Source organism: Lichenicola sp. GTC18331, assembly GCF_055386855.1.
Genome location: NZ_AP045015.1, coordinates 115610 through 142156, shown reverse-complemented (window position 1 = coordinate 142156; position 26547 = coordinate 115610). Strand labels below are relative to the sequence as shown.

The 26547-nt window shown below is 68.7% G+C and carries 31 protein-coding genes and 1 other RNA gene; 14 read left to right on the top strand and 18 right to left on the bottom strand.

What is annotated here, in order from left to right; translation table 11 throughout:
- Nucleotides 1–32: 32 nt before the first annotated feature.
- Nucleotides 33–1496 (top strand): AMP nucleosidase, encoded by a 1464-nt coding sequence (locus ACZ5BM_RS00655; RefSeq protein WP_498909396.1) that lies wholly within the window; start codon nucleotides 33–35, stop codon nucleotides 1494–1496.
- A gap of 130 nt (nucleotides 1497–1626) precedes the next feature.
- Here ACZ5BM_RS00655 and ACZ5BM_RS00650 read toward each other — a convergent pair whose 3' ends face one another.
- The 5 genes from ACZ5BM_RS00650 to ACZ5BM_RS00630 form a co-directional block, all read right to left on the bottom strand.
- Nucleotides 1627–2445, bottom strand: coding sequence for a TIGR00282 family metallophosphoesterase (locus tag ACZ5BM_RS00650; protein ID WP_498909394.1), 819 nt, complete (start codon nucleotides 2443–2445; stop codon nucleotides 1627–1629).
- Nucleotides 2442–3008: a 5-formyltetrahydrofolate cyclo-ligase gene (locus ACZ5BM_RS00645; RefSeq protein ID WP_498909392.1), complete on the bottom strand. Its 567-nt coding sequence runs from the start codon at nucleotides 3006–3008 to the stop codon at nucleotides 2442–2444. Before ACZ5BM_RS00645 ends, ACZ5BM_RS00650 begins: the two co-directional genes overlap by 4 nt.
- A 12-nt stretch (nucleotides 3009–3020) precedes the next feature.
- Nucleotides 3021–3177: non-coding RNA, 6S RNA (gene ssrS, locus ACZ5BM_RS00640), on the bottom strand.
- Nucleotides 3178–3186: 9 nt separating this feature from the next.
- The gene (locus ACZ5BM_RS00635) at nucleotides 3187–3528 is read right to left on the bottom strand and encodes a cell division protein ZapA (RefSeq protein ID WP_498909391.1); all 342 of its coding nucleotides are present in this window, start codon (nucleotides 3526–3528) and stop codon (nucleotides 3187–3189) included.
- A gap of 4 nt (nucleotides 3529–3532) precedes the next feature.
- Nucleotides 3533–3895: a hypothetical protein gene (locus ACZ5BM_RS00630; RefSeq protein ID WP_498909390.1), complete on the bottom strand. Its 363-nt coding sequence runs from the start codon at nucleotides 3893–3895 to the stop codon at nucleotides 3533–3535.
- A 57-nt stretch (nucleotides 3896–3952) separates the two neighbouring features.
- Between ACZ5BM_RS00630 and ACZ5BM_RS00625 the strand changes: the two genes are divergently transcribed.
- Both ACZ5BM_RS00625 and thiE read left to right on the top strand, forming a co-directional pair.
- Entirely contained in the window at nucleotides 3953–4414 is a 462-nt protein-coding gene (locus ACZ5BM_RS00625) for a hypothetical protein (RefSeq protein ID WP_498909389.1), read from the top strand.
- Nucleotides 4415–4547: 133 nt separating this feature from the next.
- Nucleotides 4548–5180, top strand: coding sequence for a thiamine phosphate synthase (gene thiE, locus ACZ5BM_RS00620; protein ID WP_498909388.1), 633 nt, complete (start codon nucleotides 4548–4550; stop codon nucleotides 5178–5180).
- 27 nt (nucleotides 5181–5207) lie between these two features.
- Here the strand turns inward: thiE and ACZ5BM_RS00615 are convergent, their stop codons facing one another.
- From ACZ5BM_RS00615 to epmA, 3 genes are all read right to left on the bottom strand, one after another.
- Entirely contained in the window at nucleotides 5208–5870 is a 663-nt protein-coding gene (locus ACZ5BM_RS00615; protein ID WP_498909387.1) for a fasciclin domain-containing protein, read from the bottom strand.
- Nucleotides 5871–5986: 116 nt separating this feature from the next.
- Nucleotides 5987–6409, bottom strand: coding sequence for a hypothetical protein (locus ACZ5BM_RS00610; RefSeq protein ID WP_498909386.1), 423 nt, complete (start codon nucleotides 6407–6409; stop codon nucleotides 5987–5989).
- 106 nt (nucleotides 6410–6515) lie between these two features.
- Entirely contained in the window at nucleotides 6516–7511 is a 996-nt protein-coding gene (gene epmA / locus ACZ5BM_RS00605) for an EF-P lysine aminoacylase GenX (RefSeq protein WP_498909385.1), read from the bottom strand.
- A gap of 59 nt (nucleotides 7512–7570) precedes the next feature.
- Between epmA and ACZ5BM_RS00600 the strand changes: the two genes are divergently transcribed.
- The 8 genes from ACZ5BM_RS00600 (at nucleotide 7571) to ACZ5BM_RS00565 (ending at nucleotide 13762) form a co-directional block, all read left to right on the top strand.
- Nucleotides 7571–8659, top strand: coding sequence for a lysine-2,3-aminomutase-like protein (locus tag ACZ5BM_RS00600; RefSeq protein ID WP_498909384.1), 1089 nt, complete (start codon nucleotides 7571–7573; stop codon nucleotides 8657–8659).
- A gap of 48 nt (nucleotides 8660–8707) precedes the next feature.
- Nucleotides 8708–9274 carry an elongation factor P gene (gene efp / locus ACZ5BM_RS00595; protein WP_498909383.1) on the top strand — a complete coding sequence of 189 codons (567 nt, stop codon included), beginning with the start codon at nucleotides 8708–8710 and terminating at the stop codon, nucleotides 9272–9274.
- Nucleotides 9275–9326: 52 nt separating this feature from the next.
- Nucleotides 9327–10169: an inositol monophosphatase family protein gene (locus ACZ5BM_RS00590; RefSeq protein WP_498909381.1), complete on the top strand. Its 843-nt coding sequence runs from the start codon at nucleotides 9327–9329 to the stop codon at nucleotides 10167–10169.
- A 95-nt stretch (nucleotides 10170–10264) separates the two neighbouring features.
- Nucleotides 10265–11047, top strand: a complete 783-nt coding sequence (locus ACZ5BM_RS00585) for a hypothetical protein (RefSeq protein WP_498909380.1) — start codon at nucleotides 10265–10267, stop codon at nucleotides 11045–11047.
- On the top strand, nucleotides 11044–12210 hold the full coding sequence (locus ACZ5BM_RS00580; RefSeq protein WP_498909379.1) for a flagellar motor protein MotA: 1167 nt from the start codon (nucleotides 11044–11046) through the stop codon (nucleotides 12208–12210). The genes ACZ5BM_RS00585 and ACZ5BM_RS00580 overlap by 4 nt, the downstream gene beginning before the upstream one ends.
- 4 nt (nucleotides 12211–12214) lie before the next feature.
- On the top strand, nucleotides 12215–13198 hold the full coding sequence (locus tag ACZ5BM_RS00575) for a peptidoglycan-binding protein (RefSeq protein ID WP_498909378.1): 984 nt from the start codon (nucleotides 12215–12217) through the stop codon (nucleotides 13196–13198).
- Between the two features lie 9 nt (nucleotides 13199–13207).
- Entirely contained in the window at nucleotides 13208–13342 is a 135-nt protein-coding gene (locus ACZ5BM_RS00570; RefSeq protein WP_498909377.1) for a GNAT family N-acetyltransferase, read from the top strand.
- A 12-nt stretch (nucleotides 13343–13354) separates the two neighbouring features.
- Nucleotides 13355–13762, top strand: a complete 408-nt coding sequence (locus ACZ5BM_RS00565; RefSeq protein WP_498911705.1) for a GNAT family N-acetyltransferase — start codon at nucleotides 13355–13357, stop codon at nucleotides 13760–13762.
- Nucleotides 13763–13780: 18 nt separating this feature from the next.
- On the opposite strand, the gene ACZ5BM_RS00560 is transcribed toward ACZ5BM_RS00565, so the two are convergent.
- A complete protein-coding gene (locus tag ACZ5BM_RS00560; protein ID WP_498909376.1) occupies nucleotides 13781–14380 on the bottom strand; it encodes a TetR/AcrR family transcriptional regulator in 600 nt (199 codons plus the stop codon).
- 280 nt (nucleotides 14381–14660) lie between these two features.
- Here ACZ5BM_RS00560 and ACZ5BM_RS00555 point away from each other — a divergent pair, with 280 nt between their 5' ends.
- Both ACZ5BM_RS00555 and ACZ5BM_RS00550 read left to right on the top strand, forming a co-directional pair.
- Entirely contained in the window at nucleotides 14661–15707 is a 1047-nt protein-coding gene (locus ACZ5BM_RS00555; RefSeq protein ID WP_498909375.1) for an aldo/keto reductase, read from the top strand.
- Nucleotides 15708–15795: 88 nt separating this feature from the next.
- Nucleotides 15796–16179 (top strand): hypothetical protein, encoded by a 384-nt coding sequence (locus tag ACZ5BM_RS00550; RefSeq protein WP_498909374.1) that lies wholly within the window; start codon nucleotides 15796–15798, stop codon nucleotides 16177–16179.
- A 122-nt stretch (nucleotides 16180–16301) separates the two neighbouring features.
- Here ACZ5BM_RS00550 and ACZ5BM_RS00545 read toward each other — a convergent pair whose 3' ends face one another.
- From ACZ5BM_RS00545 to folP, 6 genes are all read right to left on the bottom strand, one after another.
- On the bottom strand, nucleotides 16302–16880 hold the full coding sequence (locus tag ACZ5BM_RS00545) for a tetratricopeptide repeat protein (RefSeq protein ID WP_498909373.1): 579 nt from the start codon (nucleotides 16878–16880) through the stop codon (nucleotides 16302–16304).
- 87 nt (nucleotides 16881–16967) lie between these two features.
- Complete coding sequence (ykgO, locus tag ACZ5BM_RS00540; RefSeq protein WP_012223099.1) at nucleotides 16968–17093, bottom strand: type B 50S ribosomal protein L36; 126 nt, start codon at nucleotides 17091–17093, stop codon at nucleotides 16968–16970.
- Nucleotides 17094–17162: 69 nt separating this feature from the next.
- A complete protein-coding gene (locus ACZ5BM_RS00535; RefSeq protein ID WP_498909372.1) occupies nucleotides 17163–18047 on the bottom strand; it encodes an aspartyl protease family protein in 885 nt (294 codons plus the stop codon).
- A gap of 219 nt (nucleotides 18048–18266) precedes the next feature.
- Nucleotides 18267–19061, bottom strand: a complete 795-nt coding sequence (thiD, locus tag ACZ5BM_RS00530) for a bifunctional hydroxymethylpyrimidine kinase/phosphomethylpyrimidine kinase (RefSeq protein WP_498909370.1) — start codon at nucleotides 19059–19061, stop codon at nucleotides 18267–18269.
- Nucleotides 19058–20416 (bottom strand): phosphoglucosamine mutase, encoded by a 1359-nt coding sequence (gene glmM, locus ACZ5BM_RS00525; RefSeq protein ID WP_498909369.1) that lies wholly within the window; start codon nucleotides 20414–20416, stop codon nucleotides 19058–19060. Before glmM ends, thiD begins: the two co-directional genes overlap by 4 nt.
- A gap of 41 nt (nucleotides 20417–20457) precedes the next feature.
- Nucleotides 20458–21234 (bottom strand): dihydropteroate synthase, encoded by a 777-nt coding sequence (folP, locus tag ACZ5BM_RS00520; protein WP_498909367.1) that lies wholly within the window; start codon nucleotides 21232–21234, stop codon nucleotides 20458–20460.
- A gap of 378 nt (nucleotides 21235–21612) precedes the next feature.
- On the opposite strand from folP, the gene ACZ5BM_RS00515 reads away from it, so the two are divergent.
- Nucleotides 21613–22092: a hypothetical protein gene (locus tag ACZ5BM_RS00515; protein ID WP_498909365.1), complete on the top strand. Its 480-nt coding sequence runs from the start codon at nucleotides 21613–21615 to the stop codon at nucleotides 22090–22092.
- A gap of 59 nt (nucleotides 22093–22151) precedes the next feature.
- Here the strand turns inward: ACZ5BM_RS00515 and ftsH are convergent, their stop codons facing one another.
- The 3 genes from ftsH to ACZ5BM_RS00500 form a co-directional block, all read right to left on the bottom strand.
- Nucleotides 22152–24074, bottom strand: a complete 1923-nt coding sequence (ftsH, locus tag ACZ5BM_RS00510) for an ATP-dependent metallopeptidase FtsH/Yme1/Tma family protein (protein ID WP_498909364.1) — start codon at nucleotides 24072–24074, stop codon at nucleotides 22152–22154.
- Nucleotides 24075–24260: 186 nt separating this feature from the next.
- The gene (gene tilS, locus ACZ5BM_RS00505) at nucleotides 24261–25628 is read right to left on the bottom strand and encodes a tRNA lysidine(34) synthetase (protein WP_498909363.1); all 1368 of its coding nucleotides are present in this window, start codon (nucleotides 25626–25628) and stop codon (nucleotides 24261–24263) included.
- Nucleotides 25629–25667: 39 nt separating this feature from the next.
- Nucleotides 25668–26546, bottom strand: a complete 879-nt coding sequence (locus ACZ5BM_RS00500) for a tol-pal system YbgF family protein (protein ID WP_498909362.1) — start codon at nucleotides 26544–26546, stop codon at nucleotides 25668–25670.
- Between the last annotated feature and the right edge of the window lies 1 nt (nucleotide 26547).

Sequence of the window (26547 nt, the reverse complement as noted above, 5' to 3'; positions counted from 1 at the left end):
CAAACTCGCTCCCACACGGCGGAGACCGCGCGATGCAGACCGTTCAGCAGAGACGAGCCGCCCTTCGGGACCGTTCCGGACGCGATTTCGAGGCCTTCTCCAACGCCGCCGATGCCGTCGCCCGTATCCGCGCGCTCTATGCGGAAGCCACGGATCTGCTGCGCGACGCGTTCCGGCGCGCCGATTCCAGACAACCCGCCGACGCGGTCTATCCCTACCTAGCGATGGAGCTGGACGACGCTCCGCCGCTCCAGGACGACCGCTTCCCGTTCGGCGTCCTGCTGGAGCCCGGCTTCTACGGCACGACGCTGACGCGCCCGGACCTGTTCGAGAGCTACCTCACCGAACAGATCGGCCTGCTGCTGCGCCATTACGGCGGCACGGTGCTGGTCGGGCGCTCGTTCCGGCCGATCCCTCTGCCCTATGTGATCGAGAACAGCGTCACGGACGTGTCCGACGCCGCCCTGCGCGGGCTTGGCCAGCGTTTCTCCCTGCCGGACCTCGCCGCCACCGACGACCGCATCGCCAATTGCAGCATCATCCCCGATGCCGACACGCCGCGTCCGCTGTCCTTGTTCACGGCCGAGCGCGTCGATTACGCCCTGGCACGTCTGCATCACTACACGGGCACGCAGGCCGGCCATTTCCAGCGCTTCGTCCTGCTCACGAACTATCAGCGCTATGTCGACGAATTCCGTGAATTCGGTCTGGCGCAGCTCCGGAACGGCGACGAATACGAACGCTTCGTCGAGCCGGGCGACATCGAACATCGCCGCGACGCGCCCGGCGCGGAAGGCGACGGCAAATTGCCGCAGATGCCGGCCTATCATCTGGTGCGCCCAGACGGCGACGGCATCACGCTGATCAATATCGGCGTCGGCCCCTCCAACGCGAAGACCATCACCGACCATGTCGCGGTGCTGCGGCCGCATTGCTGGCTGATGGTCGGCCATTGCGCCGGGCTACGACGCACACAGCGCCTCGGCGACTACGTGCTGGCGCATGGCTATGTCCGCGCCGATCACGTCCTCGACGACGACCTGCCGCCCTGGGTGCCGGTGCCGGCGATCGCCGAAGTGCAGGTCGCCCTCCAGGACGCCACCACACGCATCACCGGCCTGTCCGGCGCCGAGCTGAAAACCCGCCTGCGCACGGGCACGGTGATGACCACCGACAACCGCAACTGGGAACTGCGCTACGGCGCGCTGTTCACCCAGATCAACATGAGCCGCTCGATCGCCGTGGATATGGAAAGCGCCACCATCGCCGCCAACGGCTTCCGCTTCCGCGTCCCCTACGGCACGCTGCTCTGCGTCAGCGACAAGCCACTACACGGCGAACTCAAGCTGCGCGGCATGGCCAACCATTTCTATCGCGAGCGCATCAGCCAACACCTGAAAGTCGGCATCGAGACCATGCGCTCCCTACGCGAAGGCGGCGTCATGCGCCTCCACTCCCGCAAGCTGCGCGGCTTCGACGAGCCGCCGTTTCGTTGAAGACGAGGGTCTTCTTTTTCTGAAGAAAAAAAGCAAAAAGACGTCTATCCGTTTGGCTCCGTCTCCAAACGGATAGACGTTCTTTGGTTCTTTCTTTCAAAAAAGAACATCTTCCTCTTTTGAAGCTGACTCAGACGACCTGCGGCATCACCTGCGACAAAGCCCCGCCCAGCCGCACCGGCTGCACGTCGCGCGCCAGCCCGGTGCGATCGTCCGTCGCGATCACCAGCCCGCACAACGTCGCCTCGCCATCGGCCGGCGCCAGTCGCTCGCCCGGCATCTTGCGCACGAACTTGGCGATCGCAGGTTCCTTGCCCATGCCGATCACGCTGTCATAGTCGCCGCACATGCCGGCATCGGCTTGGAAGGCGGTGCCGCCGGGCAGGATGCGATGATCGGCCGTCGGCGTATGCGTATGCGTGCCCACCACGAGCGACAGCTTGCCGTCGAAATGATGCGCGATCGCCTGCTTCTCGCTGGTCGCCTCGGCATGGAAATCCAGCACCGCCGCCTGAACCGTCACCCCCATGCGATGACGCGACAGAAGCTCGCCCACCGCCCGGAACGGATCGTCCAGCGCATCCATGAACAGGCGCCCCATGGCGTTGATCACCAGGATCTTGCGCCCGTCCGCCAGCGCCACCACCACGCTGCCGTTGCCTGGCGTTCCCGGCGGAAAGTTCAGCGGCCGGATAATCTTTGGCGCCTGCGCGATATGCCCGATCAGTTCGCGACGGTCCCAGGCATGGTTGCCGAGCGTCAGCACGTCGCAGCCGGAAGCGAACAGCGCATCCGCCATCGCCGGCGCCAGACCGAAGCCATGGCTCGCATTCTCGGCGTTGGCGATCACCAGATCGAGCGACAACCGGCTACGCAGCTCCGGCAGACGCGCTTCCACCGCGTCGCGGCCCGAGCGCCCGACGATGTCGCCCAGAAACAGAATCCTCAACCGCGGCGCTCCTTCGCGAACAAAACACGCGTCTCGGTGACGAGCGCGTCCAGGGACATGTCGAACGGTTCGACCGGCACGCTCTCGACGCGCTGCGCCTCGAAGCCGAACCCGATCCGCCGCGCCTGCGGCAGCGCCGCCAGGGTGCGGTCGTAATAGCCGCCGCCATAGCCCAGCCGGTTCAATGCCAGATCCCAGCACAGCAACGGCACGAACACGACGTCCGGCACCAGCAGTTTCCCCTCCGGATGAAGCGTGCCGAACCGGCCTGGCACCATGCGGCAACCCGGCGTCCAGGCGCGGAACACCAGGGCCGATCCGGGCGCCGTCGTCTCCGGCAGGCAGATTAAATTACCGCGTGCATGATAATCGGCCCAGACGAAGGCCAGATCGGGTTCCCCCGGCAAGGCCGACAGCCCGGCCACGACGGCGCCCGGCGCCACGTCCAGCGACAGCAGTCGCTCGCCCAGCGCCCGGAGATCGCCCATCGGCCGCGAGCCGCGCAGAAGCGACCGAAGCGCGCGCTTACGCTCGGCGGGATCGGTCAGCATGGAAATCAGCATGGAAAGAAGATGTGCGGAGCCGCCATGGCCGTTGGACTTGTCGACCTCCCAGAACCCGCAAGTGCAGGTGGCAACCGGATAACGCGACCACGGCCGCGACAGAGCCAGTCACCGAGGAAGTGCTTATCGGCTCAGGGGTTGAAACGCCTGACGCACCGGGCAGCCCCGCCTCGTCAATCTAGTCACGCTCCAGGGCCATCGCAATGGCCTCCGCCCGTTCCGCCAGATGGCCGACCAGCTGCTCGCGCTCCAGATTCTGCGCCCGGGCCAGTTCGCCCTCCGCCAGAGCGTCGGTGGTGCCGGATGGCAGGCGCTCGGCAGCGAGGTCGTGCAGCTCGTCCGCCATCAGCAGCGCGGCCAGGGCCAGAAGACGCGCCTCGCCGCTCTGCCCGCCGATCGCCTTGATGCGCTCGATCCGTCGCTCGACCTGCGACGCCATGGATTGCAGATGCTGCTCCTGCCCGTCCTCGCAGCCGACGGCGTAGGCATATCCGTTGATCTTCACCGTGACCTGGGCCATCGGATCAGTCCTCCGCCGGCTGATGGTCGAGTTCGGCGCGCAGCTGACCGATCAGCGCGTCGATGCGTCCGGCGACCGCGTGCAGCGTCTCGTCGCGTGCGCGCACCTGTTCCGCTTCTTCCTCCAGCCGGTTCGCGTCGGATTCCGCCCGGCGCTGCTCTTCCGCCTGCACCAGCAGGTCCGCCTCGTGCTGCGCCGCGCGGGCGGTCAGCTCGGCGACGCGCAGCGCGTCCTGCTTGCGTCCGGCGGCGGCGGCGATGCGCGCCAGCGCCTGCTCCAGCCGGCCGATCGCACCCTCGCCGTTCCCGGCGGCGGGGCGCTCGGCCAAGACGCCGTGCCGGTCCCATCTGTGATCCTGTTCGGACACGCTTCCTCGCTCACATCCCGCTTGAACTGTTCGCCCGCAGCGCCTTGAACGTCAAGCATGCAGACGCCCGCCGCTCCGCCTTCGCCCGATCCCGTGCCGACCCTGGTGGTGCACGGAGCGCCCGATCTGCGTCTTGCCCTCGACGCCGCCGCCAAAGCGGATTTGCGGCACCTCCGCATCCTGTCCGCCCCCGACGCCGCCTGCTTTCTCGGCCCGGCCTGGTGGCGCGCGCTCATGGCTTGGGGCGATACCGGAGCCCGACGCCTCGGCCTTCGCCTCGACGACATCCTCGATTGCGGCGACGCCGCCGGGCGGGCGCTGGAAGCCCTTCGTCTCGGCCAGCGCATCCTGGTGCTGGAGCCCTCGCCCCAATGGCTGGCGGTGAAGGACAGGGCCGATCCGCTCGGCGCGACGCTGCTGGCCGAACGCCCGGCCGCCCTCGATCTCGGCGCGCCGGGCGCGGAACGCCGCCTCGGCGCCTTTTTCCGCCCTCATGACACGCGGCCGGCAGCGGGCTAGAGCATCATCCGGCCGAACGGATTCGTTCGGCAGAGAGGCTCGTCAAAACGGTCGAGGAGTACGCGCGATGCGATCCGGGAGGATCGGACGCCGCTCTCGTCGAAACACCGTTCTCCATCCGGGATTGTTCGCCATGTCTTCCGACCGGTGCCGCCTGTATCTGGTCACCCCGCCCAGCCTCGTCGCGCAGGATTTCGTCGACCCGCTTTCGGCGGCGCTGGATGCCGGCGATGTCGGCGCCGTGCAGCTCCGGCTCAAGGATGCGGAGGACGACGCGGTGCTGCGCGCGATCGACGTGCTGCGCCCGGTGGTCCAGGCCCGCGACGTCGCCTTCATCCTGAACGACCGCCCGGACCTCGCCATCCGCTCCGGCTGCGACGGCGCGCATGTCGGCTCGGACGACATGGACGTGGCCAAGGCGCGGGCGATGCTGGGCGATCTCCAGCTCGGCGTGAGCTGCTACGATAGCCGGGACGCCGCCATGATCGCGGGCGAGAACGGCGCGGACTATGTCGCCTACGGCGCGTTCTTCCCCTCGCCCAGCAAGGACACCGAGATCCGCGCCGATCCGGACCTGCTGCGCTGGTGGAGCGAGATGATGGAGCTGCCCGTGGTGGCGATCGGCGGCATCACCCCGGAGAACTGCGGGACGCTGGTCCAGGCCGGCGCCGATTTCCTGGCGGTGATCAGCGCGGTCTGGAACCATCCGGACGGGCCGGCGGCAGGCGTGCGGGCCATGAACCGGGCGATCGACGCGGCCGCCTAGCGCAACCGCGTCGGACGGGGCGACGCCTCAGCGCGTCGCGATGCGGCCTGCCGTCTGCGGCGGAACAGCCGGTGCCGGGTTCAGCATGCCCTGGGTGATATACAGCACGCCGTTACTTTGCGGCATGCTGGACAGCCAGATCCGGTTCGTCGCACCGCTCGGATCGGACAGGATCAGCTGGTTGGTCGAGGGCTCCACGGACACGCCGAGAACGTCGCCATACAGCGTCTTCAGGCCGATCGGCCCGCGCTGCTTCGCGATCAGCTGTCGCAACTTCGCGTCGGTATAGGCGCCCGGAACGATCGTGTAGGACAGCGTCCGCTGCAGGTTCGGCAGGCGGCTCTGGTCCAACACCTGCGGATCGCGCGCCTTGAGCTGTTCCAGCGGCGCGTTGGGGATCGCGAACACGGTGAACGGCCCCGGACGCTGCAGGATGGCGATCAGCCCGGTCGCTTCGAGACCCTTGGCGTAATCCGCAAGCTGCAGCGACGATCTCACGCTGTCGTCCAGGGGACGGTCGCGGAAGAAGGCGGTATCCTTGAAGGTGAGTTCGTCCGTGCTGTTGCGGACATAGATCGGGTCCTGCCGCGCCTGGCTTTCGCAGCCAGACAGCAGCGGCGCCGTGCAGAACAGCGGCAGGAGAGCGAGGGAGCGGGCGGAACGCCGGCTGAACAACTGGTCACGGCGCATGCGATGATCTCTCCCTGCCGGTCCCCGTTCGCGACGATACCGCGCCGTAACGGAGCCCCTGCCCTCCTAACAAACAGCGTCCCGGCCAGGCAAGCCGGCCGGATCGCCCGGTCGGCTCAGCAGCCGTCGCCGCGCAGCGTCCAGCCGGCCACGACGCCGTTGTTCACCTCGAAGGTGGTGGCGCAGCTGCTCTGGTAATAGCTCGGCGGGAATCCGCCGCCCCAGCCGCCGCCCCAACCCGGGCCCCAGCCGCCACCCCAACCGCCGCCCCAGCCTCCCCAGCCGCCGCCCCAGCCCCAGCCGCCCCAGCCCGGCGTGCCCGGCGAGTAGGAGGTCTGGTTCTGGATATAGGCCATGAAGGTGTGGCCGCTGGCGGTGAAGGTGCGGGTCGGCACGCCGTAGGTGCGCAGCAGATCGGTTTCCGACCGCCCGATCATCGAATCGAGCGCGCGACGCTGTTCGGCGCTCGGAACGGCGCAGCCCGCGACGCCGAGCACGGGCAGAAGCAGAAGAACGGAACGAAACGATTTCGGACTCATGAGCGCCTACCGGCCAGAGAAACGGGACAATCAGGTCCCTTAACGTCCGAAACGCGGAAGAAGATGTCGAGATGCGGAAACGTTACGGTTCGTTCGGATTGCCGATTTACCACAGCACCGCGCCGATCCGCTTCGCCCCGGTCGCCAGCATCACCAGCCGGTCGAAGCCGAGCGCGATCCCGGCGCAGGGCGGCAGATCGGACAGCGCCTGGAGGAACCGCTCGTCCGGCGCCCAGTCCAGCGCCGGGTCGATCGCGATGCGGCGGGCGCGATCGGCCTCGAACCGGGCCCGCTGCTCCACAACATCCGTCAGCTCGTCGAACCCGTTCGCCAGTTCGATTCCCGAGGCATAGAGCTCGAAGCGCAGCGCCGCGCGCCGGTCGGCCGGATCGCATCGCGCCAGGGCCGCCTGCGCGCGCGGCCAATGGGTCAGGAAGGTCGGACGTTCCCGCCCGATCCGGGGTTCGACCCGTTCCAGCAGCAGCCGGAAGAACAGATCCTCCCAGTCCTCCCCCGCGCGCAAGGCGACGCCGGCCTGCCCGGCCAGGGCCGGCGCATCTCCCGCCGTGCCGAGAAGGTCGGCGCCGACATGGCGCCGGAACGCCTCCTGCATGCTGAGCCGCTCGAAGGGTTCGTCGATCCGCAACGCGCCGGCCAGCCCCTCGATCACAGGCGGCAGCAGACGGCGCACCAGATCCTCAGTCTCGTCCATCAGCGAGCCCATATCGGCGCCGGGGCGATACCATTCCAGCATGGTGAATTCCGGCGCATGCAGGGCGCTGTTCTCGCCGTTGCGCCAGACCCGCGCGAGCTGGAACACCGGCAGCCCGGTCGCCGCCACGACGCGCTTCATCGCGAATTCCGGGCTGGTATGGAGCCAGCGCGTTTCGGTGCTGCCGTCCGGGTGTTCCAGCACGGAGCGGAACGGGCGCAGATGCACCTCCTCGCCCGGCGCCGGCACCAGATACGGCGTTTCCGCCTCCATGTAGCCGCGTGCCTCGAAGAAGGCGCGCACCCCGCGCAGCATCAGCCCGCGCCGGCGCAGGAACGGCAGGCGGTCGGGCAGAGACGGCAGGGCGCCGCCCGGAGGCTCGGTATCCATAGACCGGTTCTCCTCGGTTCATGTTGCAGCGAACGGGTCGCTCGCAGTACAGCGCGCCGATGACCGCGCCAATCCGTTCCGTCGACGCGCTGATCGCAGCCGATCTGGCGCGCGAACCCGACCGCGCGGCGCTGGAGGCGGTGGAGGCGCGCTATGCCACGCTGATCCCGCCCGCCTTTCGCGCCCTGATCGAGCATCCGGACGATCCGATCGGGCGTCAGGTGGTGCCGCACGCGGACGAGACGCAGCATGCCCCGCACGAGCTGGCCGATCCGATCGGCGACGCGGCCCATTCCCCGGTGCCCGGTATCGTCCGTCGCTACCACGACCGCGCGCTGCTCAAGCCGCTGCTGATCTGTCCGCTGTATTGCCGGTTCTGCTTCCGACGCGAGCATGTCGGTCCGGAGGGCGGGGTGCTGGACGACGCCGCGCTGGAGCGCGCGCTCGGCTGGCTGGGCGACACGCCGGAGATCACCGAGGTGATCCTGACCGGCGGCGATCCGCTGATGCTGTCGGCGCGCCGGCTGCGGCATATCGTGCGAGCCCTGGAGGCGATGCCGCACGTCACCACCATCCGCCTGCACAGCCGCGTTCCGGTGGCCGCCCCCGAGCGGATCACGGCGGAGGTCGCGGATGCGCTGGAGACCGAGAAGGCGATGTGGCTGGTGCTGCACGCCAACCATGAGCGGGAGTTCACCCCGGCGGCGCGCGGCGCTCTGCGTCTGCTGCAGGGCCGGGCGATCCCGGTTCTGGGCCAGTCCGTGCTGCTGCGCGGCGTGAACGACGATCCGGACTCGCTGGAAGCGCTGCTGCGCGCGATGGTGCGGCACAGGATCAAGCCGTACTATCTGCACCAGCTCGATCCGGCTCCCGGCACCGCACGGTTCGCCGTGCCGATCGCGGAGGGACAGGCCCTGCTGCGCAGGTTGCGGGGACGCGTCACCGGGCTCGCCTGGCCGACCTACGTGCTCGACATCGAGGGCGGCCACGGCAAGGTGCCGATCGGCCCGTCCTATCTGCCGCCGGACGGACGAACGGTCTCGGACCCCGGCGGCGCGCTGCACGATCTGCCGACGCACGCGATCCGACCGGACCCGCACAGTGACACCGGGCCCGAAACCTTGCCCGGAGGCGGGCATTGGCGCTAGAAGCCCGCTCCTCATCCTTTTCCGACCATTTTCAAGCAAGGCTCGACGATGAAGCAGCAGGCCAACCTGATCCGAGCCGGCCAGGTGATCGAGCATGACGGCCGTCGCTGGACGGTGCTCAAGCAGCAGATCATCACGCCGGGCAAGGGCGGCGCCTTCATCCAGGTCGAGATGCGCGACCTGAAGACGGGCAACAAGACCAACGAGCGCTGGCGCACGGCCGACACCGTCGAGCGCCTGATGACCGAGGACAGGGAGTTCACCTACTCCTACACCGACGGCGACAATCTCGTTCTGATGGATCCCGAGACCTTCGAGCAGACCATGATCCCGGCCGACATTCTCGGCGACGGCGTGGCCTTCCTGCAGGACAACATGACGGTCAACGTGAAGCTGGTGGAAGGCGATCCGGTCGCCATGGATCTGCCGCCGCATGTCGTGCTGGAGATCGTCGAGGCCGATCCGGTGGTGAAGGGCCAGACCGCGTCCTCCTCCTACAAGCCGGCCAAGCTGTCCAACGGCGTGAAGACCATGGTGCCGCCCTTCATCGAGGTGGGCGAGCGCGTCGTGGTGCGCACGGACGACTCGTCCTACGTCGAACGCGCGAAGGGCTGATCGGGGGTTTCTCCCGGCGCTGATCTTATTGGAGACGGTCTGAACGATGGCGATGCGGCTTTCCCCGGTGATGACCGTCATGCACAACGCGGCGCAGAAGGCCGCGCGTCGCCTGCTGCGCGACTTCAACGAGGTCGAGCAGCTCCAGGTCAGCATCAAGGGTCCGGGCGATTTCGTGTCCCAGGCCGATCTTCGCGCCGAGACCACGCTGCGCGAGGAACTCGGCCGCGCCCGCCCGGGCTACGCCTTTCTGATGGAAGAAAGCGGCGCGTCGGGCGGCGACAACTGGACCTGGCGCTGGGTGGTCGATCCGCTCGACGGCACCACCAATTTCCTTCACGGCATCCCGCACTGGGCCATCAGCGTCGGCCTGCAACGCCGCCTGCCGGACGGCAGCGCAGAGCTGGCCGCGGCCATGGTCTACAACCCGGCCGGAAACGAGATGTTCTGGGCCGAGAAGGGCGTCGGCGCCTATCTGAACGAGCGGCGCCTGCGCGTGTCTGCCCGACGCGAGATGATCGACTGCGTGTTCGCGACCGGCATTCCGTTCGCCGCCACCCATAACAGCCGCAAGCTTCCCTTCGCCCGCACCCTGGCGGCGATCATGCCGCAGGTCTCCGGCGTCCGCCGCTTCGGTTCCGCGGCGCTCGATCTCTGCTGGACCGCTGCCGGACGCTATGACGGGTTCTGGGAGCTGGGGCTGAAGCCGTGGGACTGCGCCGCCGGTCTGCTGATCGTGCGCGAAGCCGGCGGTTACGCCACCGATCCGCACAATGCGCCGCAGGAAGCGATGGACATGGATTGCCATGTGGTCGCCGCCAATCCGCATATGCACGCCCGTCTGCGCGAACTGGTTCTGGGCGGCATGTCCGCCGGGACCACCGCCGCGAACTGATCCCGCTCCCCCGCGAGGCCGGCCTCCCGGGCCTCCGGGCAAACCCCGGGTGGTGCTGTTGACCGGGCGCGCGGCTCGTTTACGGTTCCCGCCCGATGTCCATACCCGTTCTTCCCGTTCTGGCTGCCGCGACCGTTCTGCTCGCTGCCCCCATCGCCGCGGCCACGGTCGCCGCTGCACAGGTCACCACGAGCCAGAGCGCGCTCGATGCGCTCGGCAGCGGCGAGCATAAGAGCGCCCCGCACCGCGCTGCCCCGCATGGCAGAGGCCACGCATCGCACGAATCCGCACGCGGCACTCACGCGCAGAAGCGCCCGGCCGCCGCCCCGGTTCCCGCCAACGCCCCGGCCGCCACCATTCCCGCCGCCCCGCCCGCCCCGCCGGTCTTCGCCGCTCCGGTGTTGAACGTGCCGCTGCATCCGCCCGCTCCGCCGCCGCCGGTTCCCGTGGTGCAGACCGCGACGGGCGTCGCGACTCCGCTGCCCGACGGCGTGCGGATCACCTTCGGCGCCGCGGCGAGCGATCTGAACCCGGCCACCATGCAGGCGCTGCACGATTTCGCGGCCAGGCTGAAAGCGGATCCTGAAGCGCGCGCGATCCTCGATGCCGCCGCCGCTGGCAGTCCGGACGATCCGTCCACACCGCGACGCCTCGCTTTGTCCCGCGGCCTCGCCGCACGGGCCGTGCTGATCAATGACGGCATCGCCTCCACCCGGATCTATGTCCGGATGGATCCGAACGCCGCCGCCGGGAACGACCGGGTCGATCTGCACGCGCAGAGCAACCCGGATGGCGGCGCCCAGACGACGCCTGCTCCAGCCGCTGCCGCTGCCCCCGTTCCAACCCCCGCCCCCGCCGCAGGATCGCCCAAACCATGACCCGCCCGACCACCTATGTGATCCGGATGCTCGTGTTCCTGCTGGTGGTCGCGGCAGCCGTCGCCTTTCTGTTCCCGACCCTGGTGCTGGCCTTCCGCAACAATCCGGTGCTGGACGGTCTGATCCTGGCGGTGTTGGCGCTGGGCATCGGCTGGAACCTGCTGATGGTGATCCGGCTTTCGCCGGAAGTGCGCTGGATCGAGACGCTGCGTCAGCCGCGCGCCGGTCTGGCGCCGCCGGCTCCGCCGCGCCTTCTGGCGCCGATGGCCTCCATGCTGGCGACCCGCAACCGGGCCGACCGTCTGGTGCTCTCCACGCCCGCCACGCGCTCCCTGCTCGACAGCCTGTCGTCGCGCCTCGACGAAAGCCGGGAATTGTCGCGCTACATGACCGGGCTGCTGATCTTCCTGGGTCTGCTCGGCACGTTCTGGGGGCTGCTGCACACGGTTCATTCCATCGGCGGCATCATCGCCGGCATGAGCGTCGGCTCCGCTGATGTCGGGCAGATGTTCGACCAGCTCAAATCCGGTCTGGCGCAGCCGCTTGCCGGCATGGGCACGGCGTTCTCCGCTTCCATGTTCGGTCTGGCCGGTTCGCTGGTGCTGGGCTTTCTCGATCTCACCGCCGGCCAGGCGCAGAACCGTTTCTTCAACGAGCTGGAGGAATGGCTCGCCGGCATTACGCGCTTCTCCTCCGGCTATACCGGCGGCGACGGCGAGGCGCCGATCCCGGCCTATGTGCAGGCCCTGCTCGAGCAGACCGCGGAGAATCTCGACGGGCTGCAAAGCGTGCTCGCCCGCGCCGAGGACGGGCGCCAGAGCCACAACCAGACCATGGCCGTTCTCGCGGACCGGCTCGGCACCCTGACCGAGCTTCTGCGCGCCAACCAGCAACTTATGCTGCGGGTGGCCGAAACACAGTCGGTGATGACGCCGGTTCTGCGCAAACTGGCCGATCCGGCCGGCGCGGACGCCGCCGGCGGACAGGAGCTACGGTCGATCGAGCGCCTGCTGCAACGTCTGCTGGCGGAAGCCGAGCAGGGCCGGGCCCAGTCCACGGCGGAGCTGCGCAACGAACTCCGCGTGCTGACGCGTACGGTCGCCGCCTCCGCGCCGGGTGCGGCGCAGGGACAGCACCCGCCATCGTTCGGGCCGCGGGGCTGATCCGATGGCGCGCCGGCGCGGAGCACGCGGCAACGGTCTCGATGCATGGCCGGGCTATGTGGACGCCCTGTCCACCCTGCTCATGGTCATCATCTTCGTGCTGCTGGTTTTCGTGCTGGCGCAGGCCTTTCTGTCCGCCGCGCTCACGGGCCGCCAGACCGCGCTCGACAAGCTGACGCGCGAAATGACCCAGCTCACCCAGCTCCTGTCGATGGAGAAGGGCAAGGTGCAGACGCTTCAGGTCTCGGTCGCGACACTGAACGCGCAGCACGACAAGGATCTGGCCGCGCACAACCAGGACAGCGCCGCTGCCGCCGCCCTGCAACAACAGCTCGGCGCCCAGACCAAGCTCAGCACGGACGCGCAGAACCAGGTCACGCTTCTGAACCAGCAGCTCGCGGAACTGCAGAAGCAGCTCGCCGCGATCGCCGCGGCCCTCGATATCTCCCGCAAGGACGTGGCCGATCGCGACGCCAAGATCACCGATCTGGGCAACAAGCTGAACCTCGCTCTGGCCGACAAGGTGGAGGAGCTGAAGCGCTATCGCTCCGAATTCTTCGGCCGCCTTTCCGCCGTTCTGGCGCACAAGCCCGGTATCCGCGTAGTCGGCGACCGGTTCGTGTTCCAGAGCGAGGTGCTGTTCCCGGTCGGCAGCGCCGAGCTGTCGCCGGCCGGGCGCGACCAGATCAAGACGCTGGCCAAGACGCTGAAGCAGATCGGCGCGGAGATCCCCGCCGATATTCCCTGGATTCTCCGCGTCGACGGTCATGCCGACAAGCAGCCGATCACCGGCAGCCAGTTCCCGACCAACTGGGAGTTGTCCGCCGCACGCGCCATCACCGTGGTGAAGCTGCTGATCGCCGAAGGCATCAAGCCGCAGCACCTCGCCGCCACCGCGTTCTCGCAATACCAGCCGATTGACACCGGCACCTCCGCCGACGCGATGGCCCATAACCGACGGATCGAACTGCGCCTCACCGACCGCTAGGCCGCCGCCATGGCCGTTCCCGTGCTGCGAACCGAACGACTGATCCTGCGTCCGCCCGAGCGGGCCGATCTGGACGGCTGGGCCGCCTTTTCCGCCGATCCCGGTGCCATGCGCTTCCTTGGCGGCCCCATCGGCCGTGCGTAAGCGTGGCGGAGTCTGGCCTACATTGCCGGGTGCTGGAGCTTGCAAGGCTTCGGGCTGTTTTCGATTGTCTTGCGCGGCACGGGAGAGTGGATCGGTCGCGCCGGTCCGAATCACCCCGAAGGCTGGCCCGCGCCCGAAATCGGCTACGGCATTCTCCCCGCCCATCAGGGGCGCGGCTATGCAACGGAAGCCGTGCTCGCCGCCGCAGCGTTCGCCTTCGACACGCTGCACTGGCCGGCGATCGCCCACGTCGTCGACCCGGAGAACACGGCCTCCATTGCCGTGGCCCGCTCGATCGGCTCCCGCGTGATCGGCACCACCACCCTGCCGCCGCCGCTCCAGAACAAATGCGTGGACCTCTGGGGCCAGGACGTCTCCGACTGGCGTGCCGGCCCGGGCCGAAACGCCGCGCCGGACTGAACCGCCGGCTGCCCGGCGTCATCCCGCCGGGGACGATCGTTCGCGCGCCTTGAGGATCATGTCCCGAACGGCCGCGAGCACGTCGTCCGACAGCGTCGGCGCCGCCTTATTCACCGCCCGGGATACGGCGATCGCGCCGATCTGCGACGCCACGGTGGCGATGGCCAGGGATCGCCGGGCCGATGGCGGCCCGTCCGGCTCCAGTGTCGCCTCGATCACCGCCACCTCCTCCTCGAAGGCGTCGGCAAAACTCCTGCTGACCGCCGGTCCCTGTCGCCCGGCCTCGCTCGCCGACGCCGTCATCGGGCATCCGGTCCCAAGCCGATCGCGCATCGACGCGGACAGAAGCACCGCCACATAGTCCTCGAAACCCGGATCGCGGTCGGCTGCCCACGCTCTTATGCCGTCGAGGGCGGCGGCGAAACCGCTCGAAAACGCTTCCGCCGCCAGCGCGTCCTTGGACGGAAAATGCGCGTAGAGCGCGCCATGGGTCAGCCCGGCCTCCCGGGCGACCTCGGCCACGCCGACGCCATCGATCCCCTTCTCCCGAAACAAACGACTCGCGGATTGCAGCAGCGCGGTTCGGTTCCGGGCGGACGCTTCCTTGGACACACGCATTTCGCTCTCCATCACCACCATCAGATTTTAGTTGCAATCGCCATCAATGTCTATTTGGTTGTGACTGCAATCAATGACGGAATGCAAAGCGTGAACGACCGGCTCGAACGATCCGACGATGGTCATGACGGGTCTGCGCGCCTCACTCCGTCGCTGATTCCGAACGGGGTTTCCCACGGTTCGGCCGCGGCACGCCTGCAAGCTGACGCCATCGGCACAGGGCCGATCTCCCCGTGACGGGCGCGCGCCCGATCGCTGCTCCAACAGGAAAGTCTCCATCATGCGCTACAAGCTGTTCGGCCGGCATACCGGTCTTCGCGTCGCCGAGCTGGTGCTCGGCACAGGGAATTTCGGAACACGATGGGGCTACGGCGCCGAGCCGCCGGAAGCGCGTCGTATCCTCGACGCCTATGCCGAGGCCGGCGGCAATTTTCTCGACACCGCAGACAGCTACCAGTTCGGACAGTCGGAAGAGATCCTCGGCGAACTGCTCGCCGGCCGACGCAACGACTTCGTGCTGGCCTCCAAGTTCACGCGCAGCGCCACGCCGCAAGGCGGCCTGCTCATCACAGGCAACAGCCGCCAGGCGATGGTCGCCTCCGTCGAGGCCAGCCTGAAGCGGCTGAAGACCGACCGGATCGATCTCTACTGGGTGCACTACGCCGACGGGGTGACGCCGATCGAGGAGATCGTCCGCGGGTTCGACGATCTCGTGCGCGCGGGCAAGATCCTCTACGCGGGCCTGTCCGACTTCCCGGCCTGGCGTGTGTCGCGGGCCGCGACCATTGCCGAGTTGCGGGGGAGCATCCCCATCGCCGGACTTCAGGTCGAACACAGCCTCGTCGAGCGCACCACCGAATATGAGCTGCTGCCGATGGCCCAGGCACTCGGTCTGGGCACCGTCGGATGGTCTCCGCTCGGCGGCGGCATGCTCACGGGCAAATACAGGAACGGCGAAAAGGGGCGCGCGGAGGGCTTCGGCGGCAAGGTGTTCCAGGCCGAGAACACGGATCAACGCCGCGCCATTCTGGATGCCGTGATCGCCATCGCGGGCGAGACCGGCGTGACGCCGGGCGAGATCGCGATCGCCTGGGTCGCGGCCAAGGGCGTTCTGCCCATCATCGGACCGCGAACGCTGGAGCAACTCGCGTCCAACCTGACCGCGACCACCGTCAGGCTCTTGCCGGAGCAGATCGGGCGTCTCGACACGGTGAGCGCACCGCCGCCGATCTTCCCCCACACCCTGCTGGACGATCCGGACAACCGTGCGCGGATCTTCGGCGGACGGCTCGACCGGTTCGACCCGCCGGCCGTCGCGGTCGCCTGACGCAAGCCCGCAACGCCGCCATCGCTTTCGCGACCGCCGGCCCCGTGCTTCAGTCCGGCAACGGAATGAGAACGGGACGGCAGCTTCCATGCGGATCGGGTGTTTCGGTCATCATTGGCCAGCGCTGCTGGTTCTGCTACCGTGCGGGGCCATCGCGGCGCCATCCGCTGGAACGGGCGCCGCGTCGCCGATCACGGTACGGACCGAGATCTTCGCGCGGCCGCCCTATTCCGGGGCGACCTACTATATCTACGAGCAGGATCACCGCACGATCTGCACGAAGCTCGCCGTCTGCAACAAGTTCGACGAATGCGACACGCGCTACATCAAAGGTGCGTTCAAGGATGATGACGACGCGCAAGACGCCCCATCCTCCAGCACTGCGCCGGTGGTCATCCCGGCACGGTCGCTCACCCGGCATGTCTGCCTGACCCGCTTCGGTCTGCTCGGCGGCGCTCGTCCGGCACCCTGACGCGCCGGAGGGAAGCGCCCTGGCGGCAGGCGGAGGCAAAGGAAAGGGGGGGGTGGACCCGATCGCGGAGGGAAGCCGCTGGCGTTCGGGTGCGCCAATCGTCAGGCTTCTGCCCGCCTCGATCAGGTCGGCTCGCCGCGCGCCTTTCGCTGCAGGGCGTGCAGACGGGCCACGCCGTCCCTGAAGGCCGGCGCCAGCAGCAGCACATGCTGCCAGGCTTCCACGGCCCGGTCGTAACGCCCGGTCTTCTCCGCGACCGCGGCCAGCCCGGCCCAGGATTCGAGATCGGCCGGATCGCGCGACAGGGCGCCGCCCAGATCCTGAACGGCGGAATCGGCGTCGCCCATTGCCCCCTCGATCGAGGCCCGCTCGCGCCACAGGATCGCGCGGTCGGGCTCCAGGGCGATGGCGTCGGACGCATCGGCCAAGGCATCCTGACCGTGGTTCTTGTCGAGTTCGCGCTGGGCGCGGCGAATCAGCAGGCGCGAGGTCGGCGACAGCGCCGCCATGCGCGCATCTGCCAGCTTGGCCTGCACGATGTCGGCCTGATCCGCATCAGGCGCATGCAGCAAGGACGCTTCCAGCGCCTCGATCTTGCGATCGGGTGCCGAGGCGGCGGGGGCGGGCGCGACGGGGGTCGTCAGGCTCTGCGGTGCGGCGGCACCGGTCAGCAGCAGAAGAACGCAAGCACGGAGCCGCACGCTCCGAACGCACCCTGCCTGCCAGGCCGAAGCGAGGCAGGAAGCGGCGTCGAAACGCGACAGCGCCGGATCAGCCGAAAACGGCGATCAGCCCTGGCGGGCCTTCATGCGCGGGTTCTTCTTGTTGATGACGTACACCTTGCCGTGACGACGAACGACGCGGCAATCCTTGTCGCGCACCTTCGCCGACTTCAGGCTGTTTCTGATCTTCATGGTCCGACCTTCGTGAGCGGCTCCCAGCGCCGCGAGGAACCGCGCGAATAAGGGGCCGACCGCTTCCTGTCAATGTTTCGGCGCGTTCGGACCGGCCGCATCGGCCTGTCTCGGCGCGGCGCCATGCGGAAAGAGCACGCGCTGCACATAGAGGACTTCATGCGGATAGGAGATCCAGACCTTGCGGGCCCGGAAGAAATCCGCGCCCAGCAGCCCCTGGACATCGATGTCGGCCACTTCGAGGAAGGCCGGCGAGAAATGCTCCGGGCCGATATCGAGCGATTCGAACCGATGACGATGCGACGTCAGGCGGTTGCCGTCGATGCCATGCGCGATATCGGCGTGGTCGTGCGCCATGGTCTGCCGGTTCGCGCCGCCGTCGTTTCCGGCATCGCTGTCGATGATGGTGCGATAGGCACCGCTATCGAGCTCGACCGGCTCCTTGTGACCGTCGATCGTGATGTCGAACCAGATACCGGTGTCGTTCCGGAGCGTGAACGGCAGCCTGTAGTAGTCGCCGCTGGACCAGGGCCGCAGATTGCCGGAGCAGTGCGATTCCCTGAACAAACTCACCAAGTGGTTCGGCAGATCGAACTCCACGTCGTAATTCGCCAGGAAATCACCGCCGAACAGTCCGACCACCGGCAGCCCGGCCACCGTCTTGGACTGACCACCGGGTACCGAATCCAGTTCGAGATTATGTGCGACGGCCGTGCCGAGCGACAATTTGTCGACCGTCACGATCTGCGAGAACACCGAGCCGCCGATTCCATCCAGCAGACGCGTGCGCTCCCGGTCGTGCGGCAGACCGAGCCGTTCCGCATCCGCCTCGAAGATCAGGGAAAGACGGGCCCCTGTGTCGACGACGAAGGCCGACTTCACGCCGTTGATCGCCACCGCCACGACGGGCGAACCGTGATCGTTGAGGACAGGCAACTCAGCGACGGTGGCCATCTCGCAAACCTGTCCGGGCTGCATGTCGTCCGCGCATCCCGCCAGACCGGCGGCCAGGAAAACCAGAGGCATAAAGCGTAGAAGCATAATCGTTACTCAAGCGACGCGATCGCGAGCTTGGCAGCGTTCCGCCCTGCTGGAAAGCGAAAGGATCGTCCGGCCGACAGGGCGCCGGAGTGTCGCCCGTCATCGTCTCCGGAACGATCGCGGGGGCGGCGTTCAGCCGGGCGGCAGATGCGTGGCGTGGTTCAACGGACCGGCGCCGGCGCCGAAGCCGGGCGCGGTCTCGATCGCACGCCGGACATAGTCCCTGCCCCGCGCCACGGCGTCCGGCAGCGCCATCCCCTGCGCCAGGCCGGTGGCGATAGCGCTGGCGAGCGTGCATCCTGTGCCGTGTGTGTGCCGGCTGGGGATGCGCGGAGCGGAGAACAGCGTGATGCCGTCCTCGGTCGCCAGCATGTCGGTCACGAGATCGCCGGGCAGGTGGCCGCCCTTGAGCAGCACGGCCGGCACGCCGAGCGTCAGCAGCATATCGGCCGCATGACGCATGTCGTCCTCGGTCTCGATCTCGCGCCCGCACAGGACGGAGGCTTCCGGCAGGTTGGGGGTCAGCAGGGACGCCAGGGGCAGCAGCGCGCGCTTGAGCGTCGCCACAGCATGGGTCGCCAGTAGAGACTGGCCGCCCTTGGCGACCATCACCGGATCGAGCACCAGCGGCGTTTCCCTGTGACGGCCGAGACCGTCGGCCACGGCCTCGATCAAGGCCGGATCGCCCAGCATGCCGATCTTGAAGCTGTCCGCGCCGAGATCGGACAGCACGCAGTCGATCTGGGTGCGCACGAATTCCGGCGGGATCGGCAAGATGTCCTGCACGCCGAGCGTGTTCTGGGCAGTGAGCGCTGTGATCGCCGTCATGGCGAAGCCGCCCAGGACGGTGACGGCCTTGATATCGGCCTGGATGCCGGCGCCGCCGCCCGAATCGCTGCCGGCGACGATCAGCACCCTGCCTTTCATGCGGGCACGGCCACGCGTCGGATCGCGTCGCAGACGCCGTCGACGACGCGGGCGACGAGGGCGTCGTCCTCGGCTTCGGCCATGACGCGGACCAGCGGCTCGGTGCCGCTTTCACGCAGCAGCAGGCGGCCGCCTGCGCCGAGTTCGGCCTCGGCCCAGAGCCTGGCCTCGATCACGGCGGGATCCTTCAGCGGCGACGGGCCGGAGAAGCGCACGTTCTTGAGCAGCTGGGGGAAGGGTTTGAACACGGTCAGCACCTCGCTGGCCGGGCGTCCCTGCTCCACCAGTACCGCCAGAACCTGCAAGGCTGCGAGGAGGCCGTCACCGGTTGTTGCAAAATCTGAAAGGACCATGTGGCCGGACTGCTCGCCGCCCAGGTTCATGCCGAGCTCGCGCATCCGCTCCACCACGTAGCGGTCGCCGACGGCGGTGCGTTCGAGACGGATGTCGTGGCCGGCGAGGAAGCGTTCCAGCCCCATGTTGGACATGACGGTGGCGACCACGCCGTCGTTCTGCAGGCGGCCGGAGGCTTTCCAGGAGCGGGCGATCAAGGCGAGGATCTGGTCGCCGTCGACCGGCTGGCCGAGTTCGTCGCAGACCAGCAGGCGGTCGGCGTCGCCGTCGAGGGCGATGCCGAGATCGGCGCGGTGTTCCAGCACGGCGGCGCTGAGCGCGCGCGGATGGGTCGAGCCGCATTGATGGTTGATGTTCAGACCGTTCGGGTTGCAGCCGAGACGGACCACTTCCGCGCCCAGCTCCCACAAGGCGGTGGGGGCGACGCGGTAGGCGGCGCCGTTGGCGCAATCGACCACGATGCGCAGCCCGTCGAGGCGGCGGCCGCGTGGGAAGGTCGCCTTGGCGCTCTCGACATAGCGGCCGGCGGCGTCGTTCAGGCGCGAGGCGCGGCCGATCATGTCGGGGGAAGCGAGACGGCGGGACAGGTCGGAGCCCATCAGCGCCTCGATCTCGGCTTCGGTCTCGTCGCTGAGCTTGAAGCCGTCCGGGCCGAACAGCTTGATGCCGTTATCCTCGAACGGGTTGTGCGAGGCGGAGATCATCACGCCGAGATCGGCGCGGAGCGAGCGCGTGAGCTGGGCGATCGCGGGGGTCGGCATCGGGCCGACCAGGGTGACGTCGATGCCGGCGGACAGGAAGCCGGACACCAGGGCGCATTCGATCATGTAGCCGGACAGGCGCGTATCCTTGCCCAGCACCACGCGGTTGCGGTGCGCGCCGCGCCGGAAGCGGAGGCCGGCGGCCTGGCCCAGGCGCTGGGCGATCTCCACCGTCATCGGCTCGCTGTTGGCGGTGCCTCTGATGCCGTCGGTGCCGAACAGCTTCCTTGTCTTGCCCATTCGCGCTCCCCGTTTCTCGTTCTGGCTGCGCCTGCTCTAGCTCAGCCGTGGATGGCTCGCCAGAGACGCAGCGCCTGGACGGTGCCGGGGACGTCGTGGACGCGCAGCACCAGGTCGGGAATCGCCAATGCCGGCAGGATGGCGGCGAGCGAGCCCGGGTCGCGCCGAGCCGGATCGGGCTCGCCGCCGATCTCGCCCACGAAGCGCTTGCGCGATGCGCCCAGAACGATGCGACAGCCGAGATTCAGCAGGATCGGCAGGCGCCGGAGCAGTTCGACGTTCTGTTCGGCGGTCTTGGCGAAACCGATGCCGGGATCGAGCAGGATGCGGTCCGGCCGCACCCCGCCGGCCACGGCGCTGGCCATGGCGGCGGCGAGTTCGCGCGCGACGTCGACGGCGACGTCGTCGTAGCGCGCGAGCGCGTTCATGGTCTGCGGCGTGCCGCGGCTGTGCATCAGCACGACCGGGCAGCCGGCCTCGGCGACGGCGTCGACGGCGTCGGGATCGTGGCGGAGGGCGGAAACGTCGTTGACGAGGGTGGCACCGGCCCGGAGGGCGGCGCGCATGGTCGCGGCGTTGCGTGTGTCGACCGAGACCAGCAGGTCTTCCCTGCGGAGCGCCTCGATCACCGGCAGGACGCGGTCCTGTTCCTCCGTCGCGGAGACGGCGGCAGCGCCCGGGCGCGTGCTTTCGCCGCCCACGTCGATGATGGTGGCGCCGGCGCGGGCCATGGCCAGCGCGGCGTCGATCGCCGCGTCCGGCCCGTCGAGACAGCCGCCATCGCTGAAGCTGTCCGGGGTGACGTTGAGGATGCCCATCACCAGTGTTCCGCGTGGCAGGCCGGCCGCGGGAAGCGGCCCTGTGACGCGTCCCAACGCCGAATCGCAAGATCCAGGGATCTCGTTAATCGGGACGATGCGCGCGCCCCCGGTATCGCAGAGGCGACACAGCGTAAAGGCGGCCGGACCACCGGCAAGCGGCAACGCAAGGCCGGCGGCGCACGCATCGTTCGCGGCGGCGCCATACAGAAGTCCAAGCGGTTCGATCGGGAATGTCACGGCCTGCTCCGGTTGCATCAATCGAAAGACGCCGCGGATATGCCGTCACTCGGCGTTCAACACGAGGTCGGTATTCACACGGTTTACCTGGCGTTCAGGTCCGGGAAGCAGAATGACGGGCGGTCAGGAGCATCGAACATGGGTTACGGCGTCAGCTTGATGAAACTTGGCGGGGATGATGTCACCGACATTCCGAGAAACGCGATCATCGCCCTCCTGCAGCGGCACGGCTACGGGATTCCCGAACTCGGCGATGGAACAACCGAGCTTTCGCAACCAATCGACGAGGAAGTCGCGAGCTGGGGTCACAGCGCCGGACCAGACACCGAACTGGCCAGTCGTCCGCCTTCCACCAAATATGCGTTCTCAGCGGAGTTTGTCATTCTCAGCATCAAGGATGGACGCGTGACCGAGTTCGGCATGCACCGACCGCAGTCGACGAGCCGGTGCCGGGCCTTGCTGTTCGACCTGGTGCAGAATCTCGGCCTGGTGATGTTCTGGGACTGGGGCGGGATCTGCGGGCGCAAGGACATCCTTCAAAACCTGCCGGCGTTCTTGCAGCCGCGGTTCCCGCCGGACGAGTGGACGATTATCCGAACCCCCGAGGATTGCATCTGAGGGAGCGACGCGCAGCCCGGAAACAAAAAAGGCCCCGCTTTCGCGGAGCCCGTTTCGTGTCAGCCCGGCTGCGGGGCAGGTTCGAGGCCGCCGGGGGGCAGCGGGTCCGGCCTGCGTGTGCTGGGGACGGAGGCGCGGCGGTTCTCCGGCATCGGCTCGTCGACGACCTTGCGGACGATCGGCTCGCCGCGCATCACCTGACGCACCTCGGCCGCGTCGAGCGTCTCGTATTCGAGCAGGGCGGCGGCGATGGCGTGCAGCTCGTCGATGTGCTCGGTGAGGATGGTCTTGGCGCGCTGATAGGCGGTGTCGATCAGCTCGCGGATCTCGCCCTCGATCTCGCGCGCGGTCTGGCCCGACACGTTCTTGTTCTGCGTCACCGAGTGACCCAGGAACACCTCCTGGCTGTTGTCGCCATAGGCGATCAGGCCGAGCTTCTCGCTCATGCCCCATTCGGTGACCATGGCGCGAGCGAGCTGGGTCATCATCTTGATGTCGGACGATGCGCCGCTGGTGACGCGGTCGGCACCCAGGATGATCTCCTCCGCGGCACGACCGCCCGCGGCGCGCACCAGGGTCGCCTTCATCTCGTCGCGGCTCTGCGACAGGCGGTCGGCTTCCGGCAGCACGAAGGCGACGCCGAGCGCGCGGCCGCGCGGGATGATGGTGACCTTGTGCAGCGGGTCGTTGCCCGGCTCGTAGAGGCCGCACAGCACATGTCCGGTCTCGTGATAGGCGGTCAGGCGCTTCTCGGCGTCGCTCATCACCAGCGAGCGTCGCTCGGCGCCCATCATCACCTTGTCCTTGGCGTTCTCGAACTCGAGCATCGCCACCGTGCGCTTGCCGAGACGCGCCGCCAGCAGCGCCGCCTCGTTCACGAGGTTGGACAGGTCGGCGCCGGAGAAGCCCGGGGTGCCGCGCGCGATGATCTTCGGATCGACGTCGGACGCGATCGGCACCTTGCGCATGTGGACGCGCAGGATCTTCTCGCGTCCGGCCACGTCCGGGTTCGGCACCACCACCTGACGGTCGAAGCGGCCCGGACGCAGCAGCGCCGGATCGAGCACGTCCGGACGGTTGGTCGCGGCGATCAGGATCACGCCCTCGCTGCTCTCGAACCCGTCCATCTCCACCAGCATCTGGTTGAGGGTCTGTTCGCGCTCGTCGTTGCCGCCGCCGAGGCCTGCGCCGCGATGACGGCCGACCGCATCGATCTCGTCGATGAAGATGATGCAGGGGGCGCTCTTCTTGCCCTGCTCGAACATGTCGCGCACGCGGGACGCGCCGACGCCCACGAACATCTCCACGAAATCGGAACCGGAGATGGTGAAGAACGGCACGTTGGCCTCGCCGGCGATGGCGCGCGCCAGGAGGGTCTTGCCGGTGCCGGGCGGGCCCACCAGCAGCACGCCCTTGGGGATCTTGCCGCCGAGGCGCTGGAATTTCTGCGGGTCCTTCAGGAACTGGACGATCTCTTCCAGCTCGGCCTTGGCCTCGTCGATGCCGGCCACGTCCTCGAACGTCACCCGCCCCTGCTTTTCGGTCAGCAGCTTGGCGCGCGACTTGCCGAAGCCCATGGCGCGGCCGCCGCCGGACTGCATCTGGCGCATCAGGAAGATCCACACGCCGACGAACAGCAGCAGCGGGCCGAAATTCAGCAGCGCGCGCAGCAGCGGGTTCATTTCCCCGTCCAGCGGCTTGGCCGTGATCTGCACGCCCTTGCTGGTGAGGCGCGACACCAGATCCGGATCGTCCGGGGTGAAGGTCTCGAACGCCGTGCCGTCGGTGAGAACACCGGACACGTTGTGGTTCTGGATCGTCACCGCCCGGACGCGCCCGTCGTTCACGTCGCCGATGAAATCGGAATAGGCGAGCTGGGGTGTCCCGTGCTGCCCGCTGCCCGGCTGGAACATGCTGACCAGCAGCACCACAAGCAGAGCGATGATGACCCAGAAGGCCAGGTTGCGGCCGAAATTGTTCATCTTGCCTTACAGTTCATGCTCGACGTCCCGATCCCTGCAACGCGCCGACACCGATCGGGCCGATCCCGAAACGCGAAGGGCGATCATAACCGGTCGGGCCGGCAATGCCATTCCACACTCCAAAGCTAGATTGGGACGGGATCGCCCGCCCGGTAGGGCCCGGGACGCAGGATCGCACCGAAGCGGCTAAAGAATGGTGAACGGCGTCGATTCGCTGGCCGGCATGAGCGGCCGGAATCGGAACGAGAGGGTGGCGAGGCGCGGATCGGCGCGCCAGCCGAGATGCGGCACCGCGCGCAAGCCGCCGTCGACGCAGCGCAGAGCGGGCAGCGCGTGCAGCACCGCCGACGGCAGACGGTGCCCGCGCCGGAAGGCGGCGGCATCGTCGCCGAGCGCGGCGACGAACAGGGCTTCCGCGCCGAGTGAGTCGGCGAAAAGGGTGTCGTCGTCGCGCTCGGCGATGAGCGGGGCATCCTGGCCGGATGCGGCAGCGGGCGTGGATTCGGGTGGCGGGAGCGTTCCGTGGAGAACGAAACGGCCGTCCCAGCGTATGCCGGGCGCGGCGCGCAGCGGTCCGGACAGGGTGGCGGCTTCGCGCACCAGCAGCCAGCCTTCGCCCCAGCGCCCTGCCGGCAGCAGGCGCGTTCCGGCCAGCGTGGCGGCGCGGGGCACGCGCGACAGGCGCTCCACCGCATCCGATGCCGGACGATGCGGCCGTCCGCCGACGGTGCGGATCAGCGTGGCCAGCGCGTCCGGCGGCAGCAGATCGGGCGGCAGCACGGCGAATCCCTCCGGGCGGAGCGACACCGTGGCGGCGAAACGCGCGGCGTCTTCGGCACGGGCCCTGCCCCGCTCCTGCCCGGCCGCGTCGGCGTGGCGCAGCAATTCGCTGCGCAGCGTGTCCGCGATGGCGAGTTCCTCGCGGATGCGGGTGCGTTCGGCGCGGCGGTCGCGGTTGGACGGGTCCTCGACCCAGCCGACTCCCCTCGCCCGCAGCGTGTCGCGCAGCCGGGCGGGATCGACCCGCAGAAGCGGACGGAGCAGGCGCACCTCGTCGGTTTCCAACAGCGGCGACATGCCGGCGAGGCCGCTGGCGGCGCTGCCGGCGCGACGGCGCATGAGCACGGTCTCGGCCTGATCGGCGCGATGATGGCCGAGCAGCAGATCCACCGCCCCCGCTTCACGGCAGGCGCGGAGCAGGATGCCGTAGCGGGCGTCGCGGGCGCGCTCTGCGAGTCCCGGGCCGCGTTCGAGTACGTCGAGATGCAGCAGCCGGGCCGGGATGGCGTTCCGTTGCAGGGTGTCGAGGGTTTGCGCGGCTTCCCGGGCCGATTCCGGGCGCAGGCCGTGATCCACCACCAGGGCCAGAACCGGCAGACGGCGTGCGCCGGCCCAGGCGGCGGCGAGCAGGGCGAGACACAGGCTGTCGGCGCCGCCGGACACGGCGATCGCGACCGGGGCTGCCGCTCCGGGCGCCGGCCAGGGGCCGAGCCGCTCGATCCAGCCGGCGAACTCGGCCGGATCGACCGGAGCCGGCGACGCGGCCGGCGTCACCGGCCGGAACGGACCGGGTTGCGCCGTGTCGCCACTTGGCTAGTGGCAGGCGGCGCGGCTGTGCAGCGAGGCATAGGCGGCCTTGGCGCGCGGGGCCGGTTGCGGGAACTCGGCGTGCATCTTGGCCAGGGCCTGACAGGCGGCGCCCTTGTCGCCGAGGGCGAGCATGGAGGCGCTGACGCCGAGCAGCGCGTCCGGCGCGCGTCCGGAGCGCGGGGCACGGTTATAGGCGTCGTAATAGGCGACGGCGGCCTGCTGGTATTGATGCTGGCCGGCGAGCGACTGGCCGAGCAGGAACTGGGCGTCGATCTGACGCGGGCCGCGCGGGCCGGACAGCACCTCGTTGGCGTCGGCCTGGGCGGCGGCGTAGTCGCGACGGCCGAGGGCGGCATTGCCTGCGGCGAGCGAGGCTTCGGGGGTGCGTCGTGCGGCTGGAGCTGGGGCGGCTGCGGCGGCTGCCGGTGCGGATGCTGCCGCGCCGGCCGCGGCACCTGCGGCGGCCGCGCCGGCGGCGCCGGCTCCGCCGCCGTTCTGCATGTTGAAGCTCAGATCGCTGATCTGCTTGCTGAGGGTGGCGTTCTGCTGCTGCACCTGGTTGTTGAGCTGGTCGAGCTGACCGCGCATGTCGCGGACCTGTTGTTCCAGGGTCTGCACGCGTTCCAGAAGCTGGGCGGACAGGCCGTTGGAGTCGCCGCCGACGGGTGCCTGACCGCCGATCGGCGGGGCGGAGGGCTGCACGGAGCCGCCGCTGCCGGGGCCCATCTGCTCGACCTCGTGACGCAGTTCGAGGATTTGGTTCTGCAGCGAGATCGCCTCGCGGCTGTCCATCTGCGCGTGCGCCGGGGTAGCGAGCATCGCGGTCGCGGCGACGCCGGCCAGGGACAGAATCCGGAAACGGGAGAAAGGCACGGCGCGCATC